Origin of the sequence: Blautia coccoides (assembly GCF_034355335.1) — a bacterium.
In the GTDB taxonomy this organism is placed as follows: domain Bacteria; phylum Bacillota; class Clostridia; order Lachnospirales; family Lachnospiraceae; genus Blautia; species Blautia producta.
Map to the genome: position 1 here is coordinate 4,968,749 of NZ_CP136422.1, position 16,464 is coordinate 4,985,212.

15 protein-coding genes are annotated in these 16,464 nt (G+C 46.6%); 4 read left to right on the forward strand and 11 right to left on the reverse strand.

Features of this window, described 5'->3' with window-relative positions; all coding sequences use genetic code 11:
* Positions 1 to 135 precede the first annotated feature (135 nt).
* Complete coding sequence (locus BLCOC_RS22360) at positions 136 to 1,137, forward strand: NAD-dependent epimerase/dehydratase family protein (RefSeq protein WP_029467924.1); 1,002 nt, start codon at positions 136 to 138, stop codon at positions 1,135 to 1,137.
* Between the two features lie 75 nt (positions 1,138 to 1,212).
* On the opposite strand, the gene purM is transcribed toward BLCOC_RS22360, so the two are convergent.
* The 7 genes from purM to BLCOC_RS22395 all read right to left on the reverse strand — a co-directional run bounded on the left by purM (position 1,213) and on the right by BLCOC_RS22395 (position 7,185).
* A complete protein-coding gene (purM, locus tag BLCOC_RS22365) occupies positions 1,213 to 2,463 on the reverse strand; it encodes a phosphoribosylformylglycinamidine cyclo-ligase (protein WP_115623395.1) in 1,251 nt (416 codons plus the stop codon).
* Positions 2,464 to 2,564: 101 nt separating this feature from the next.
* On the reverse strand, positions 2,565 to 3,896 hold the full coding sequence (locus BLCOC_RS22370; RefSeq protein ID WP_115623396.1) for an MATE family efflux transporter: 1,332 nt from the start codon (positions 3,894 to 3,896) through the stop codon (positions 2,565 to 2,567).
* 125 nt (positions 3,897 to 4,021) lie between these two features.
* Positions 4,022 to 4,576 carry a metallophosphoesterase family protein gene (locus tag BLCOC_RS22375; protein ID WP_115623397.1) on the reverse strand — a complete coding sequence of 185 codons (555 nt, stop codon included), beginning with the start codon at positions 4,574 to 4,576 and terminating at the stop codon, positions 4,022 to 4,024.
* Between the two features lie 76 nt (positions 4,577 to 4,652).
* Positions 4,653 to 4,937: a hypothetical protein gene (locus BLCOC_RS22380; protein WP_018595652.1), complete on the reverse strand. Its 285-nt coding sequence runs from the start codon at positions 4,935 to 4,937 to the stop codon at positions 4,653 to 4,655.
* 6 nt (positions 4,938 to 4,943) lie between these two features.
* The gene (locus tag BLCOC_RS22385; protein WP_115623398.1) at positions 4,944 to 5,714 is read right to left on the reverse strand and encodes an ABC transporter permease; all 771 of its coding nucleotides are present in this window, start codon (positions 5,712 to 5,714) and stop codon (positions 4,944 to 4,946) included.
* On the reverse strand, positions 5,711 to 6,433 hold the full coding sequence (locus BLCOC_RS22390; protein WP_115623399.1) for an ABC transporter permease: 723 nt from the start codon (positions 6,431 to 6,433) through the stop codon (positions 5,711 to 5,713). The genes BLCOC_RS22385 and BLCOC_RS22390 overlap by 4 nt, the downstream gene beginning before the upstream one ends.
* Complete coding sequence (locus BLCOC_RS22395) at positions 6,430 to 7,185, reverse strand: ABC transporter ATP-binding protein (protein WP_115623400.1); 756 nt, start codon at positions 7,183 to 7,185, stop codon at positions 6,430 to 6,432. The genes BLCOC_RS22390 and BLCOC_RS22395 overlap by 4 nt, the downstream gene beginning before the upstream one ends.
* 204 nt (positions 7,186 to 7,389) lie before the next feature.
* Between BLCOC_RS22395 and BLCOC_RS22400 the strand changes: the two genes are divergently transcribed.
* On the forward strand, positions 7,390 to 8,097 hold the full coding sequence (locus BLCOC_RS22400; RefSeq protein ID WP_029467919.1) for a response regulator transcription factor: 708 nt from the start codon (positions 7,390 to 7,392) through the stop codon (positions 8,095 to 8,097).
* A complete protein-coding gene (locus BLCOC_RS22405) occupies positions 8,094 to 9,518 on the forward strand; it encodes a sensor histidine kinase (RefSeq protein ID WP_115623401.1) in 1,425 nt (474 codons plus the stop codon). The genes BLCOC_RS22400 and BLCOC_RS22405 overlap by 4 nt, the downstream gene beginning before the upstream one ends.
* On the opposite strand, the gene BLCOC_RS22410 is transcribed toward BLCOC_RS22405, so the two are convergent.
* Positions 9,490 to 10,188, reverse strand: a complete 699-nt coding sequence (locus tag BLCOC_RS22410) for a YoaK family protein (protein ID WP_115623402.1) — start codon at positions 10,186 to 10,188, stop codon at positions 9,490 to 9,492. The genes BLCOC_RS22405 and BLCOC_RS22410 overlap by 29 nt on opposite strands.
* Before the next feature lie 228 nt (positions 10,189 to 10,416).
* On the opposite strand from BLCOC_RS22410, the gene BLCOC_RS22415 reads away from it, so the two are divergent.
* Entirely contained in the window at positions 10,417 to 11,298 is an 882-nt protein-coding gene (locus BLCOC_RS22415) for a LysR family transcriptional regulator (RefSeq protein WP_115623403.1), read from the forward strand.
* On the opposite strand, the gene BLCOC_RS22420 is transcribed toward BLCOC_RS22415, so the two are convergent.
* From BLCOC_RS22420 to BLCOC_RS22430, 3 genes are all read right to left on the reverse strand, one after another.
* Positions 11,295 to 12,611, reverse strand: a complete 1,317-nt coding sequence (locus tag BLCOC_RS22420; protein WP_115623404.1) for an aminomethyltransferase family protein — start codon at positions 12,609 to 12,611, stop codon at positions 11,295 to 11,297. The genes BLCOC_RS22415 and BLCOC_RS22420 overlap by 4 nt on opposite strands.
* Before the next feature lie 179 nt (positions 12,612 to 12,790).
* Positions 12,791 to 13,681 (reverse strand): LysR family transcriptional regulator, encoded by an 891-nt coding sequence (locus BLCOC_RS22425; RefSeq protein WP_115623405.1) that lies wholly within the window; start codon positions 13,679 to 13,681, stop codon positions 12,791 to 12,793.
* 21 nt (positions 13,682 to 13,702) lie between these two features.
* On the reverse strand, positions 13,703 to 16,396 hold the full coding sequence (locus BLCOC_RS22430) for a translation factor GTPase family protein (RefSeq protein ID WP_115623406.1): 2,694 nt from the start codon (positions 16,394 to 16,396) through the stop codon (positions 13,703 to 13,705).
* Positions 16,397 to 16,464: the final 68 nt, after the last annotated feature.

The window sequence follows — 16,464 nt, forward strand, 5'->3', positions numbered from 1 at the left end:
TAAATGCCCGACACTTTTGCCCTAATCTGTTCAAAAACCATCCAAATGGCTCAAATCTGCCGATTGTTTTCCTGTTATACTGCCATTATAATAAATAATAGAAAGAGATTCAACTGGATAAAGGAGATGTTCCTGATGAAAACACTATATCTTGTTACAGGAGCAGACGGTCACCTTGGCAGTACCATTGTCCGCCTGTTGAAAAAACAGAACCTTCCTGTGAGAGGACTGCTTCTCCCCGGAAAGGCCGCACCGGATATCCCTGGTGTCCGGTATTTCCACGGAGATATACGGAATCCAGAAAGCTTAAAGCCCTTTTTTGAAAATGCCGGACACAGGGAATTAGCTGTCATACACACCGCAGGCATGATATCCATTGCAGAACATGTCACCCCTGACCTATACGATGTCAATGTAAACGGAACAAAAAACATAATCTCCCTGTGCCTGCAATACAAAGTAAAAAGACTCCTCTATGTAAGCTCTGTACACGCCATCCCGGAACAGAATAAACTGAAAGTCCTGCATGAGACAACAGAATTTTCTCCCGATCTGGTGGTTGGCGCCTATGCCAAGACAAAGGCGGAGGCTACCAGGGCTGTGCTGGACGCTGTAGATGAGGGCCTTGATGCTGTAGTTGTCCATCCCTCAGGAATCCTGGGGCCTTTTGATACCTCAGGCAATCACCTGGTGCAGATGGTAACGGATTATATAGAAGGCCGTCTACCGGCCTGTGTGAACGGCGGATATGATTTTGTGGATGTCCGGGATGTGGCGTCCGGCTGTCTGGCTGCCTTGGAGCGCGGAAGAAAAGGAGAATGTTATATTCTCTCAAACCGTCACTATGAGATAAAAGACGTTCTAAAAATGGTTAAGATGCAGAGCGGCGGCAGACGCCTGCCGGTTCTTCCCATGTGGATGGCAAAAATGGCGGCACCTCTCATCGGCGGCATCTGCCGGATGAAAAAGCGCCGCCCCCTGTACACCCGCTATTCCCTGTATACTCTGCAGAGCAATGACCGTTTTGACCACACAAAGGCCACTGCTGAGCTGGGTTTCAAGCCAAGGGATTTATTTCAGACCATTGCAGATACCATTGCCTGGCTGAAGAAGAAAAGTCATGGCATTTTGATTTAAAAAGACATACTCTTACAATTTGAAAAGACGGACGGCCTTCCTACCCCTTCGGAAGATACCGTCCGTCTTGTATTGTCACTGCCAGTTTAACTTATTCTCCATTACGATCTTCTGTTCATTTGCCCGGATACACCCAATCTCATAGCAGTCATAGTATCGGCTCAGATAAGCGGCTGTCTGTGCTGCCGCCTCCCGATGCACAACCAGGATAAATCCCACACCACAGTTGAATGTGGAGAGCATTTCCTTATCGCTTATATTGCCGCACTGCCTGATAAACCGGAAGACAGGCAGTGTCCTTATCTTATCCAGCTCTATCACAGCACTTAATCCGTCCGGGATCACCCGGCACAGATTCCCTTCTATGCCGCCGCCTGTAATGTGTGCCATGCCGTGAACACAGTTTTTTTCCATTATCCCCTTCAGGGCTTTATAATAAGGCGTATGGGGTTTCATGATCTGCTCAGTGAATGTCATGCCATCCACCTTTTCCAGCTTAATTTCCGGCATCCGGTCCATGAGCATACGGACCAAGGAATATCCGTTGGTATGCAGCCCGTTAGACGCAAGCGCCAGCACTATATCCCCCTCCTCTATGGCAGAGCCGTCAATGATCCTGTCTCTCTCCACGATCCCGGCAATACTGGAGGTAAGCACATACAGCCCCTTTTCCACCACTGCCGGCTGCACGCTTGTCTCCCCTCCCACCAGGGAGCATTCATTCTCCCGGCAGGCATCTGACACGCCTTTGACCAGTGCGCTGATCGTATCCTTTTCGGCATTTCCACATACGATCGTGTCCAGCACGGCAAGTGGCTTTGCCCCCATAACGGCAATGTCATTGACCAGGTGGTTTATCATATCATGACAGATGGAATCCGTATAACCATACTCCATGGCAAGCTTCTGCTTGGACCCCGGTTCCTCTGATTTCAATACCAGCACAGGATTCTTTATCTCCGGAAAAGAAATATCATAGAGAGACGCAAATGGACCAAGTCCGTTCAAAACCCTTTTATCCCTTGTCTCCAGGTGCTTTGCCATTTCCTTTTTGATCGTATCCGTGTAGGCAATGTCCACTCCCGCCTTACTGTAGGACAACTCCTCCCCGTCCTTCTCACAGCCCGAAAGCAGTTCGTCCACGGTCACCTCCATGGCTTTTGAGAGCTCAGGGAGCAACTCCACATTTGGAAATGTGCTGCCGTTCTCCCATTTGGAAACAGCCTGAAAAGAAATATTCAGCCTGTCGGCAAGGTGCTGCTGCGTCATTCCTAGCTCTCTTCTTTTTCTGGAAATAAAACCTCCTATTTTCACACTGTCAAGCATGATACTTCCTCCTCATCTGCTCTGCGGATTTTCTTTTTATGCTTTAATCATACCTCTGCGCCTTCTATCGGGCAATAACGGAATATTTGAATTTCTTCTCACTATTCAACCTCCGGTAGAGTCCCTCTTTTATAATTTCTCCAAAGACCTGCCGTCAGAAGCAGGGTTGAAACCTCAGCCGCCGGAAAAGCCAGCCAGATCCCGTCCATCTTCCAGATAAAAGACAGTACAAAAGCGAAAAACAAGATGGCAGCAACACCTCTTGCAAAGGCAATAGAAAAAGATTCCCTTCCTCTCTCCACGGCTCCCATAAAAGCTGCTGCCACAATGTTGATCCCTGCCGGACAAAAGCCCAGAAAATACAGCCTTAATCCCCAAAAGGCGATCTTCGCAAGTTCCTGATTCCCCTCGCTGTTAAAGATCCCCACCAGATTTCCGGTAAACCCAAATGCGGCAGCACTGAAGAGGATTCCCACGCCTGCTGCCAGCAGGACCGCTCTTAAAAACACACCGGTACATTCCCTTTTTCTGCCTTCCCCGTAGAAGCGGCTGATCAGGGGCTGGCTGCCCTGCGAGATGCCGGTAAAGACAGATACCGCCACCAGAGCCAGATTCGCCACAATGCCGTAAGCCGCCACACCTGTGTTTCCCGCCAGTCGCAGTATCAGCAGGTTAAACACAATGAGCACAACCGCAGAGGACAGCTCATTGATGAACGCGGATATTCCCAGGCTGCAGATATCTGACACCTGCCGTGCAAATGCTCTCATATTAAATCCAAAGCTCCAGGTAAATTGGTTTTTCCTCCTGATAAAGTGCAGAGACAAAAGTACCAGGCTGATGACCGGGGCAAAACCGGTGGCAAGGGCAGCTCCGAAGATTCCCATATTGAGGGGAAATAAGAATACATAATCGAGCACAATATTAGAAAAGCTCCCGGTCAGCATAGCCGCCATGGAAAGACGCGGGCTGCCGTCGTTTCGGACAAACGCGATCAGTATATTGTTCATAATAAAAAACGGCGCAAATCCCAGGATCGTCTTCAAATAACTGCCTGTCATCTCCTGTATAACGCCCTCAGCTCCCAGGACTTTTGCCACAGCATCTGAACCGACAGCCCCCACAAGCAGCAGCACCAGTCCCACGGTGATACCCGCTGCCGCCGAAGCGGTAAATACCTGATTTCCCTTTTGCGTCTCATTCTGTGCCCGGCAGATAGCAAAACGTGTGGCGCCTCCGATTCCCAGCATCAGGCCCAGCCCGTTTATGATACTGTAGACGGAAATAGCCAGATTCAGTGCTGTCAGGCCATCTGCCCCCAGTCTCTTTGAGATAAAGAATGTATCCGCCAGAATATAACAGGACAAGCCCAGCATTCCCAGGACATTCAGGGATATGTACTTATAAAATTCTCTGCTTATTTGTTTCTGCATAGCTGATCTCCTTGTATTTTCTAATATGCAATAAAATAAAAAATGCCCAAATACATTCCTTCCATGACCTACCGGAATGTATTCAGGCATTTTTCCGTCTACCCGGTGGCAGACGGATGCTTATGCTATTGTATATCACCGGAGGGATTTTTGCAAGAGGGTTTTTGCGGTTCACTCTGCGGTATGTTATTTTGAAAACCGCTTTCCTCCCGGGCTTTTATAGCTGCATCTGTGTGGGGAATGTCTATGCGGCTTACCTGTATCCCTCCCTTCCCTGTCTCCAGAACTGCCATGGTGATATCCTGGTTAAAACGGCGTCTTCCGCAGCTTCCCGGGTTAAGAAAAAGGCATCCGTCTTTTCGTTCCTCCGAATATTTATGGGAATGGCCGAATACCACCACATTTACACCTGTCAGATCCTGGGGAATCTCCTTTTTATTATGCACCATATAGAAAGTAATACCGTCCAGTTCAAATCGCAGGAATGGCGGTATATCTTCCGCCCATTCTTTGTCATTGTTTCCTCTGACAATATACAGAGGCTTATCTTTTGAAAGTTCATCCACAATTTTACGGGTGTTGATATCTCCGCCATGAAGAACTGCATCACAGGTATTTACAATTTCCATCACCTCAGGGCGAAGAAGTCCATGGGTATCGGATAAGACTGCTATTTTCATTTGACTGCTCCTGATCACTTAAAATTTCTTCTATCTTATCCGAAATCTTTTTCTTTGTAAAGCATTTGTCTCCTGTTCATGAAAATTTTGTAACTCCCATCATTCCCAGCATTACCACACCACCTGCCATGTAAATGCCATGCACGGTAAGACATATTTTCATAAGGTTATTCTTAACCTTCCCTCTGGTGTAAGCGGCAATGGTAAAGACACCTCCCAGCAGCATCACTGCAATATATATCAAAATAATAATTTCTGCCATAGGCTGCTCCAACGCCCACGGGTTTTTCCGGATAGGGAAAATCGTAAACGGGAAAAAAAGTAAGATCACGCTCACCGCGGTAATTATTTTTTCTTTCATCTTAACCTATCTCCTCTCTGCCTGTCCGAAACAAATACAGGCGGTAAACAGACTAACCACCGTGATTCCCACTGCTGCAGGTATAAACGGTATCAGCTCAAAAGCAAAGGTTCCCATATTTGACGCCAGCTCATGCATTCTGGACGCAGTCATGAGAAACGGATAGCACATAGGGTACGCAAACCATATTTTCGTGTTGATAAGAAGGACAGACGGTACAATAGACGCCATACCCACACCCATGGAAAAAATAGGTGTCCGGATACACACGGCAAGCAGCCAAAAAAACGCAGCCATGGGTATAGAAGAAATATAGATTGTTCCCGCCTCTCTCAGTATGTCAATGACAGGCAGCATAAAATCATAACCCTGAGTATGGGACGCAATGGCTGCACTGGGGAAGTATGCCAGTGTCATAAACAGCATCTGTGCTGCTGCCAGCAAAAGAAGGACACAAAATTTTGCCAGGCAGAGGCGTGCCGCAGATACAGGCAGAGCCAGCATTTTCAGGATTCCCCTGTTCCTGCGTTCCGTCTGTATCAGCATCACTGTACTGATCACAATACTTGCAGGGTACATGAACCAGGCATATCCCATAAAGCTCTGGATAAAAAAGTTATTTTCCGGGGATATCCCCTCATTTCCCATGGTAAAATTAATATCCGCGTTGATCACACTGGTCAGCCATATGAGAAATACGGGGATCACCAAGATCCAGAGGATACCTGAGCGGCGTATCTTTTTCAGTTCTACTCCTGTCAGCGATAAAAAGCTCATGTGAAATTCCTCCTTATTTTTAGACATATGATTTCCAGCACTCCAATGCCCACGGTTTCCACGCAAGATATGATAAGACATTTAACAGCCTGTGTATCCTGAAGCGCCAGGTATATCTTCATGGGCATCATAAACGGCAGATAAGAAAGTATTCCGCCTCCATTCTGAAGGATGGAAGTCATAAACAGAGAGATGGTGCCGATTCCCAGTGATATCCACATATTTTTACACAGGGAGGATACTGCTGTCATAAAAATGAGCAGCGGAAGAAACATGACAAATGAAAATCCCATGCTCTTTCCTATCTCTGCCGTAAATATTCGGTCCGCTGAGAACCACTTCCATCCGCAGAACAGAAAAGCTGTGCCTCCCAGAACCAGCACCCCCGCTGTCAAAACCAGCAGCACACTGCATTTGCCAAAGAACAGATTCTCCTGATGCTTTGGGAGGGTATCCATGCGCTGCATGGCATTGTCAGCAAATTCTGTGTGGTACATAATACACGCGCCGATAATAAGGAGAAAGGACAAAAGCATAGACATAATCTGCCAGTTGGCTCCCGTCAAGATCACTGTGGGGGGAGCCTGCTGATCCACAAAGCTTTCCGGGCGGAGCGCAGTATTAACCACCGGAACTGCTGCCGTCAGAAGTCCACCGGCTAAAAAGGCAGGGAAGAAGCCGGTCCGCCTCATCTTTTTCCACTCCAATGCTGATGTCATCTTCCGGCACCTCTCTTTCTGTTATCTTCCTCCACCATTGCCAGAAAAGTGTCTTCCAGATTATCGGATGGGTATCCTTCAAAATCAGCCGTCTGTCTCAGTTCCTTCAGATTTCCTTCAAAGAGCAGGCGGCCATGATTCAAAATTCCGATATCATCTGCCATAAGCTCCACCTCGGGAAGCAGATGGGAAGATACCAAAACTGTGCAGTCGTACTTTTTCGGGAGAGAACGGATCAATGTCCTGATTTCATGGATTCCCACAGGATCAAGACCATTCGTTGGCTCATCCAGGAGCAAAATGGGCGGTCTTCCCATAAGGGCGGAAGCCAGCCCCAGCCTTTGCTTCATGCCAAGAGAATATTTTCTGGCAAGGCGGCTGCGGTACTGGGTCAGCCCCACCATCTCCAGGGTTTCCGCCACACTGGATTTGGGAAGACCTAGGATTTTTCTTATGATCTCCAGATTCTCCTCACCTGTCAGGTTGCCATAAAAAGCAGGGGCCTCTATAAAAGAGCCTACCTCCCTGAGAATTTTCATCCTGTCTCCAGGAAATGTGTGGTTGTTAATGGTAAAGCGGCCTTTTGTGGGTTTTGTCAGTCCCAAAAACATTTTCATGGTAGTGGATTTTCCGGCTCCGTTTGGTCCCAGGAATCCATAGACACTGCCCTGGCGTATGTGCATGTTCAGGTCTGTGACAGCGGTAAAATCAGCGTATTCTTTTGTCAGATGATATGTTTCTATAATATTCATTTTCATGTCTCCCTTCCGGATTTTCGCTTGGCTGCTGAATCGTTGTTTTTTTCTTGTTTCTGTCTCTATTATAGAAACCCAACCTTACATCTGCATTCTGATAACCTTACATTTACCTTACATTTTGCTTTTCTTCCAACAGGCAGAAGATTTTCCTGATATAATGAGAATACGGAAAATATATTTGCAGGGAGGTATCAGAATATGGCAGATGACCGTTTGAAAAGAAAAAGGATTCTTCTCGTAGATGATGAACCGGAGCTGCTTCATATGGTTCTCTCTATTTTACAGGAAGAGGGCTATTTGCAGATAAAGACAGCAAAAAATGCAGCGGAGGCACTGACAGCCTGTCGTGAATGGTGTCCCGAGCTTGGTATTTTCGATGTTATGCTGCCCGATGGAGACGGCTTTTCCCTGTTTCAAAAGGTACGGAAATTTTCTGACTTTCCTATCCTTTTTCTGACCGCGCGGGGAGAAGATGAGGATAAATTTACAGGACTTGGCCTGGGTGCTGATGATTATGTGGTAAAACCGTTTCTACCCAGAGAATTGATCCTGCGGATTCATGTGATATTAAAACGATGCTATAAAAACGAGTCAAACCTTGTGTATTTAAAGAGCTGTACCCTGGACTTTGACCGAGCGGAAGTTATTCGGGACAAAGAACATATTGCCCTGACCGCCAAGGAATTTGATCTGCTGCAGGTACTCAGCAGGAATGCGGGAAGGATCGTGACAATTGATATGCTCTGTGAGGCTGTGTGGGGAGACAATCCTTTTGGATATGAAAATTCCCTTATGGCCCATATCCGGAGGATACGGGAAAAAATCGAGGAGAATCCATCCAAACCGGAATCTCTTTTGACGGTTAAAGGACTTGGATATAAATTGCTCATGGAGGATGGACGATGAAGAGTATTCTAAAACTGATCAAACGGTTTATTGTCACTATGCTGTTTACTCTCGTTCTGCTGTTTTTTCTGAATCTCTTTCTTTTCCTTCTTGTCTCTTACAGGCAGGCTGCCAACCACGGGGCATGGTCCTCCGCGGATACTGTGGCATCTGCTCTTACTCAGAACCGAGATGGAACGTATCAGCTCTCCGCACAGGGAGAGGATGTTCTTTCCAGGACAGATGCCTGGGCTATCTTAGTGGATAATGAGACAGGTTATATTCTCTGGAACAGCAGCAATCTTCCTGAGGGGATACCCACGCAATACTCTGCTGCCAGCATTGCTATGGCAGTCAGAGGGTATATCAATGACTATCCTGTCACGTCCAGCGGATATGGTGATGATTTGATCCTGCTTGGGTTTCCGAAAAATTCTTATTGGAAATTAATGTCCAATACATTTGATCTTGACTTCATCAAAAACATGCCTAAAACAATACTTTTGTTCTTGGGATGTAACCTGTTCTTCATATTTTTTGTATATATGATCGTCACGTCAGGCGTTCTGCGCTCTGTAAGACCGGTCATCCAGGGAATTGAGTCGCTTCCGTCGGACAGGAATGTTTATGTAAAGGAAAAAGGTTTGCTTTCGGATTTGGCAATTTCCATTAATAAAGCTGCGGAAAAACTGCGGAATCAGGATTATCAGCTCCGAAAAAAAGAGACTGCCCGGGCAAACTGGATCGCCGGGGTGTCACATGATATCAGGACCCCCCTTTCTATGGTTATGGGATACGCAAGCCAGATTGAGGAGAACAGGAACCTGCCGGAAAGAGAACGGAATAAGGCACAGATCATTAGGCAGCAGAGTCTGCGGATGAAAAATCTGGTCAACGATCTGAATCTGGCGTCAAAGCTTGAGTATAATGTGCAGCCACTTCATTTGGACACTGTAAATTTAGTTTCTCTTGTCCGGCAGACAGCAGTGGACTTCCTGAATCTAGATCTGGAGGGGAAATATCCGATCCAATGGATCGCAGGGGAGGAGCTGCAGAGTTGTTATGTAAAGGCGGATAAGGGGCTGCTGAGACGGGCGGTATCCAATTTGATCACAAACAGCCAGGTGCACAATCCGGATGGCTGTACCTTGTCTGTCTCCGTGGGGAGAGCCGGGAAAAACTGCAGGATCACGGTTTGGGATAATGGTGTCGGAGTTACGGATGAAGAGCTTGAAAGGATTCAGAAGGCCCCTCATTATATGGTATGTGACCGGGAGACAGGCAATCAGAGACATGGACTTGGGCTGATGCTGGTGAGACAGATCGCGGAGGTACACGGCGGAGGCATGGAGGTTTCGCGCAGAGAAAACGGAGGCTTCCAGGTTGTTATCTGGGTGCCGGGAATGGTTCCGGTCACGGACGGGAAACCGGCTGCTCCTTGATAAACATGAGGATAAATCCTGCCAGAAGAAGAAGGGCAGCTATCCAGATGGAGGGATCACCCAGGTGAGCAGTGATCAAGGCTCCGGCAGTGGCGCCCACGGCAAAGATCAGGATAACAAAATAATAGTGCAAACTCTTCTGCTTTAATATTTTGTCTTTTGTTATATGATATCTGCACAGCATCTCGGTGGCGCTTCGTATGTTGCCGATACACATGGTCGTTGCACAGGGCAGACCATGGAATTTCCGGAAGCTGTTGACCTGCATGGCACAGGCAAAGGACATGAGGGCATTGGCACTTATGTTCAGAGATTGGGGCAGAAGGCCTGTCAAGACCAATAGAAAGGCTTCTATCAGCAGGATAACCTGTCTCCAGTGTATCTTTTCGTTTTCTCTGAAACGATGGTGCACCCGCTCTGTAATATAAACCCCTAGAAAGAACGCGCAAAGGGGAACCAGGTAGTGAAGCGCTGTCTTCCATTGACCCTGGGCCAGGTTCTGTCCCAGGAGAACGATATTGCCGGTCTGGGCATTGGCAAAAACTTTGCCGCGGCAGTTATAGGAATAGGCGTCCTGAAAACCACCGGCCAGGGTTAGAAATATGGCAAGGGGCATGGACTCTGACATTTGCCTGCTCTGACATTTGCCTTTTTTTACTTCTGTTTTCATGATTCCTCCTCTTGACTGCTGCAGGTTTGGGTTGTTTTTTGTTCTTTTATATCATATACTTTTGTGAAGTAAGATGTAAAATATATATATGGTATTGCTTTTATATCATAATTATATATCAGACATCAGGTGTTGTTTATTACAGCAGATAAAATAGGATATGGCCGGCGAAGGACAAACAAATGGCTGAGAGATTGCAGAACCCAATGGGTAGATGAGGTTAATTTGATGAACATAACATATGATTATTACAAAATTTTTTATTATGTGGCAAAATACCACAGTTTTACAAAGGCTGCTTCTGTATTAATGAATAATCAGCCCAATATTACCAGGTCTATGAATAATCTGGAGCACGAATTGGGGTGCAGACTTTTACTGCGTTCCAACAGAGGAGTGAAACTTACCCCTGAGGGAGAAAAGCTTTTCAGACATGTAGCCTTGGCTGTAGAACAGATCCAGGCGGGAGAGGCGGAATTGCGGACAGCGCAGTCCCTGCAAAACGGACAGGTTTCCATCGGGGCCAGTGAAACGGCACTGCATGGGCTGCTTCTTCATAAACTGGGGGAGTTTCACAGGGAATACCCAGGGGTAAGAATACGGATTTCTAATCAGACCACACCCAAGGCCATACATGCTTTGAAAAGCGGGTCCGTAGATTTTGCTGTCATCACAAATCCCTCCGGCATCAGCAGGCCATTAAAAGAGATACCACTAAAAAATTTCAGGGAAATCCTTGTGGGCGGACCTCAGTTTTCCGGGCTTTCAGAAAAGACATGGCATCTGGAGGAATTAAATCAGTTTTCTTTTGTATGTATGGATAAAAAATCAAGAAGTTATGAATTGTACAGAGACTTTTTCCTGGAACATGGACTGACCCTGGAACCGGATCTGGAGGCAGCTACCATGGATCAGGTACTGATGATAGTGAAAAATGGGCTCGGAATTGGATTTCTCCCTGAGGAATTTGCCAAAGATGCTTTGGAGAAAAATGAAATTTTCCGGATTCCACTGTATGTAGAGCCGCCGAAACGCTCCATATGCCTGATCCAGGATATGGAGCGTCCGCTCAGTGTTGCCGCTAAAAAATTAATGGAACTCTTATGTTAATCATTTCCTGAAGGGACTGTACTCAGATCATAATCACGATTATCCATAACACCATGAATATAAGGAAATTTTGTTATGACTGCTCTGAGATTTTTGATTTTCTTTCCATAATCCCCCCACTGGACCAATACTTCTTTTCCCTCTTCAATCTCATTCACATCTATTATGGCGTGGGAAATCATTGTGTGGAAATGGGAACTGTAAGTCGGGTCTGCGGAAATGCCGATCACATTCCCCTGGTGGTCCGTTACATAATCCTGATGACCGCCGGCCGGCTGCGGGTCTGCGCAGGGCATATCCATGTATTTATATGGTTCATCCGTAAATTGTGAACGATACACATCTGCCAGATCATCCGCAAGAAACTCCAAAGTCACTAATCGTCTCTTTGGATCTGCGATCTCTTTTTCCAGTGCTTCTCTGCCCGTAAATTCATGATCAAATTCTGCCATCCATGCCCAATCACATTCTACCGGTGTACGGAACCTGGCACGGAGGTCTTTTGGATCTACACTTCCCCTGCACTCCATCTGAAACGGTGCAGATGCACAGAATTCCGGATACTGATACAGAGAAATTTCAAAGTTCACTGTCATTTGTGCAAATCCGCCGAATGTATGGTTTACGGTATAATCTTTCCATCCCATTCTTTTCATGCCCATTGGTTTTCCGATCTGATAGATATAGTCATAAACAGCAGGACCATTCTCTGCCGGACCGTGTATCTCATAAGCAAGTGTGCCGCTCATACCGATACGGCAGATTTCCAGTTCCTCTTCTATCCCCGGAAATTTAATTGGACAAAAATCAAGAAATTGTATGTCCCGCAGGTTTTTCCCGGCAGTCTTTTCCAAAATAGTTAAGGATAAGGGACCGGAAAGCTGGAAAATGAACACGTTCCTTGTAATGTACTCACATTGATAATTTCCGCTCTGAAGTGCTGTAATGTAAGGTACAGAACATCCTGCTGTTGTTCGGAAGCTTTCTTCGCTGTCTTTAAAGAAAAGTGCATGGTTTGCCACTAATCCATCCGGTGTCAGCGCAACTAAATGCTTACATTTTCCCGGTTTCCATTTAAATACATTGTTGATGCTGCAGTCTGAGAGAAGTTTTGCGGCATCAGGGCCTTTAAAAGTTTCCTCCAGGCCGGAAAGCCCTGCATGAATGTAGGAACTGCTGAAATAACTCTGTCCCACCTCATACCACGGATCTCCTTCCCATGTAATGTATTTTGCCATGATGTTCCCATACTTATACACTTCCGGATAATAGGGCTCCACATCAAGAAACTGATTTTTTACTGCCTCGCTCATTATAATTTCCCCGCTTTCATTATAAAATTTGGAAACATCCCCTGCTCAGGATTGTTTCTATACATTCAATTATATTTATAATTTCCGGCGAAGTAAAATACCGTTTCCACATAACTTATCCGTTATTGGAATAAGCTGCGTGAAAACGGCATTTTAGAAAAAGAGGACCAAAACCCATTTTAGGGATAGCACATTTTTATGACAGAACAAAGTATGTTCACTGCTGTATTATTATTTTCTGAAAGCCAGACAGCACTCACATCGCTGTAGTATGATTCAGGAAGTAAGAACCTGTATTCTGTATTACTGCCATATGCGTTATTATTGACCATGGGCGAAATATAAACCGCCCCGGTCTCTTCCATAATCCATGGAACCTCATCATAATTGTTTATCATGATTTTCTCCGCTATATGAGCTCCGCCTTCTTCCAACATGCTCATAAGTATATCACCGGCATGGTTTATTTCAAATGTGCGTTCCGGGCAAAGCAGCTTTTCGCCGCTTAAATCAGAAATTTGTACCGCCTTTAAGGAAGCCAGCCTGTGATCTTTGCAATAAATAAGAGAATAGGGGATTTTTAAAAACGGCAGATATTCGATATCCGCCCGGCAGCATCCCGAAGCGCCATAAATAATGGCCGCGTCAAGCTTTCCGCTCAATAAGTCTGTTTCCAACTGCATGGGCTGATAAGAATGAAGCACCAGCTTTACTTTCGGAAATTTCCTGTGAAAGACTTCCCGAATCTTTGCCACATAAAACTCCCTGTCATAATATAAAAATCCCAAATGCAGTTCACCGCCGTTTATTTCGCTCTGTCTTGATAATTTATCCAACAGATTTTCATATTCCCCTAAAATTTTTTGAAAACCTTCCAGCGCAATTTCCCCCATTGGGGTAAGTGCAAAGGAATTTCTGCTCCGGTCGATCAGTTTTACATTCAGCTCTTCCTCTAATGATGTCATATGACGGCTAAGTGCAGACTGTGCCATATAAAGTTCTTCTGCTGTCCTGGAGTAATTACGAACAGCTGCCAACCGCACAAATTCTCTCATTATACTAAGTTTCATACTTTTTCACCCCTAAACAGATCACAGCTTCTTCCTCCCCATCCTCACATCCTCCATCAGCTCCTGGAGTTCATGGGACATATGGTCAAATAAATAGTTTTTCCCACTCTGCCCCTGGTTCAGATAATTGCTTCTGATCTCGATATCTGCTGCCTGGATTTCCTCTTTCAAGCCTGCTGCCGAGAGACGGCTGGCTCCCTGTCCAAGAATGATGATCTGCTCCAGCGCGTCGGAGGTGGCCACTGTAACCCGGTGTTTTCTCCCGATTTGGTGGACGGTTTTCTCAATGTACTGGTCCGCTGTTTCCGCCTCTTTTGTATATACAACATAGATATTGTGGTATTTCATCACTTCTCCTGTATTGCCCTCCACTTTGTAGGCATCGTATACCAGGATCAGTGTATTTTTCTTATAGCCCTGATAGTTGCTGAGAATATCCATGAGTTTATTTCTGGCAGCCTCGATACTGACGCTGGCAAGGCCGCTCAATTCTTCCCATGCAAAAATGATATTGTAGCCGTCCACCAGCAGATATTCCTCTTCTGTCACCTTTTTTGCAGGCCTGTATTCTCTGGCGGAGGCGCTATCCGCACTTACGGTACGTTTTCTGTTGAATTGATTTCTTTCCTTTTTAGCAGTTCCATATGTGCGGTTAAATATTTCTTCCAGTTCCTTTTCATCTGCCAATCCGCCGCCCGTATAAGAGGAACGGGAGGACTGGGAGGATACTTCACGAATCGGTTTTTCTTTTTTTTCCAGGTGAAGGCCGCTGTCCAGGTGCATATACTCCCTCACTTTGTCATAGCTAACCACAAAGCCGGCACCGTGGGAACAGAACACAGAACCTGTGGGATTCTCCGTGTCTTTTTCTGAATCATAGGCTTTTTGTGCAATAACCTCCTCCGCATTATGACAAGGCTCGTATCCCTTCAGCGCACAGGAAAGCCTCCCATGCCCTTTTGTATAGGCAGCCACCTCTGTCTGGTAATCCCGCATGGCGGCTACGGGAGCAGTACCTGAAAGTATGGTCATATCTCCCTCTATGATCGGTTCGGAAAATGTGCCGTACATCTTTTGGATGTCTGAAAGTGCCCTTCCCACCTTGTCGGAGGGGATTTCCAGTCTGAATTCATAGACAGGTTCCAGTAAAAGGCTGGTTGTACATTTCAATCCATGACGTACGGCGCGATACGTAGCCTGCCGGAAATCTCCGCCCTCTGTATGCTTTAAATGTGCGCGTCCTGTGACCAGCGTGATCTTCATATCCGTAATCTCTGAACCTGTCAGCACACCTCTATGGCGTTTTTCCTCCAGATGTGTCAGCACCAGACGCTGCCAGTTTCTCTCCAGGATATCCTCGCTGCAGGCAGTCTCAAACTGCAGGCCGCTGCCCCGTTCTCCAGGCTCCATGAGAAGATGCACCTCTGCATAATGGCGGAGTGGTTCAAAATGTCCCACCCCTTCTACCGGTTCTGTAATAGTCTCTTTATAGACAATGCTTCCTGTGCCAAATTCCACTTCCGTGCCAAAGCGTTCCGCGATCAGACGTTTCAGGATCTCTATCTGCACCTCTCCCATGACCTGAGCATGGATTTCGTCAGACTGCTCTTCCCAGACAATGTGCAGTTCCGGTTCTTCCTCCTCCAACTGACGAAGCTTCAAATACATTCGGTGCACATCACATTCCGGGGGAAGCTGGATCTGATAGGTGAGGACCGGCTCCAGAAGCGGCAGCTCCGATTCTGTCTCTGCGCCCAGTCCTTCCCCGCAGTACGTCCGGGAAAGCCCGGTTACCGCACAGACGGTCCCTGCCGGTGCCTCATTGACCGCAGAGAAACCTGCCCCGGAATAGATGCGGATCTGGTCTACTTTCTCCTCCCATATTTCCTCACTGTCCGGATTATCCTGCCGGCGGTTTGTCAGCATCCTTTTCACCTTCAAGGTGCCGCCTGTGATCTTCATATAAGTCAGACGTGTTCCCTGGGTATCCCTGGCTATTTTGTAAACCCTGGCTCCAAAATCATCCGGGTATTTTGGACAGGACGTATAAGCTTCAAACCCCTGCAAAAACTCCTCCACACCCTCTATTTTCAAAGCTGAGCCGAAATAACAGGGGAAGACCTTCCGCTCCCGGATCAGCCGGATGATCTCTTCCTGTGCCACAGTGCCGTCAGACAGATATTTTTCCAGTACGGCCTCATCACTCATGGCCAGATTCTCGTAAAATGCATCCTCATCCTCCTCAAAAGCAATGCACCTTTCATCCAGGCGCTTCTGCAGTTCCTCCAGAAGCTTCTGCCTGTGGGTTCCTTCCTGGTCCATTTTATTGATAAACAGAAAAACAGGGATTTTATAGCGGGTGAGCAGTCTCCACAAAGTCTGTACATGTCCCTGTACACCGTCCGCTCCGCTGATCACCAGAACCGCATAATCCAGTACCTGCAGGGTTCTCTCCATCTCCGCGGAAAAATCCACATGTCCGGGGGTATCGAGAAGCGTCACTTCCTTTTTCCCCAGATTTACTTGCGCCTGTTTTGAAAATATGGTGATTCCCCGCTCCCGCTCCAGATCGTAGGTGTCCAGAAACGCATCCCGATGGTCCACACGTCCCGGTTTTCTGATACTGCCTGTCAGATAGAGAATACTCTCCGCCAGGGTTGTCTTGCCGGCATCCACATGGGCCAGGATGCCGACCGCTAATTTGTTTGTTTTCATCTATTGATTGTCCTGTTCTATGATTTTTATAGTCTTCTATAGTTTCTATGGTCTTCTATGGTTTTTAT

Coding starts and splice junctions, on each gene's coding strand:
- BLCOC_RS22425 (WP_115623405.1), bottom strand. CDS start 13,681: ATGAAACTTAGTATAATGAGAGAATTTGTGCGGTTGGCAGCTGTTCGT.
- BLCOC_RS22405 (WP_115623401.1), top strand. CDS start 8,094: ATGAAGAGTATTCTAAAACTGATCAAACGGTTTATTGTCACTATGCTG.
- BLCOC_RS22395 (WP_115623400.1), bottom strand. CDS start 7,185: ATGAATATTATAGAAACATATCATCTGACAAAAGAATACGCTGATTTT.
- purM (WP_115623395.1), bottom strand. CDS start 2,463: ATGCTTGACAGTGTGAAAATAGGAGGTTTTATTTCCAGAAAAAGAAGA.
- BLCOC_RS22430 (WP_115623406.1), bottom strand. CDS start 16,396: ATGAAAACAAACAAATTAGCGGTCGGCATCCTGGCCCATGTGGATGCC.
- BLCOC_RS22360 (WP_029467924.1), top strand. CDS start 136: ATGAAAACACTATATCTTGTTACAGGAGCAGACGGTCACCTTGGCAGT.
- BLCOC_RS22400 (WP_029467919.1), top strand. CDS start 7,390: ATGGCAGATGACCGTTTGAAAAGAAAAAGGATTCTTCTCGTAGATGAT.
- BLCOC_RS22385 (WP_115623398.1), bottom strand. CDS start 5,714: ATGAGCTTTTTATCGCTGACAGGAGTAGAACTGAAAAAGATACGCCGC.
- BLCOC_RS22420 (WP_115623404.1), bottom strand. CDS start 12,611: ATGAGCGAGGCAGTAAAAAATCAGTTTCTTGATGTGGAGCCCTATTAT.
- BLCOC_RS22415 (WP_115623403.1), top strand. CDS start 10,417: ATGAACATAACATATGATTATTACAAAATTTTTTATTATGTGGCAAAA.
- BLCOC_RS22370 (WP_115623396.1), bottom strand. CDS start 3,896: ATGCAGAAACAAATAAGCAGAGAATTTTATAAGTACATATCCCTGAAT.
- BLCOC_RS22390 (WP_115623399.1), bottom strand. CDS start 6,433: ATGACATCAGCATTGGAGTGGAAAAAGATGAGGCGGACCGGCTTCTTC.
- BLCOC_RS22410 (WP_115623402.1), bottom strand. CDS start 10,188: ATGAAAACAGAAGTAAAAAAAGGCAAATGTCAGAGCAGGCAAATGTCA.
- BLCOC_RS22380 (WP_018595652.1), bottom strand. CDS start 4,937: ATGAAAGAAAAAATAATTACCGCGGTGAGCGTGATCTTACTTTTTTTC.
- BLCOC_RS22375 (WP_115623397.1), bottom strand. CDS start 4,576: ATGAAAATAGCAGTCTTATCCGATACCCATGGACTTCTTCGCCCTGAG.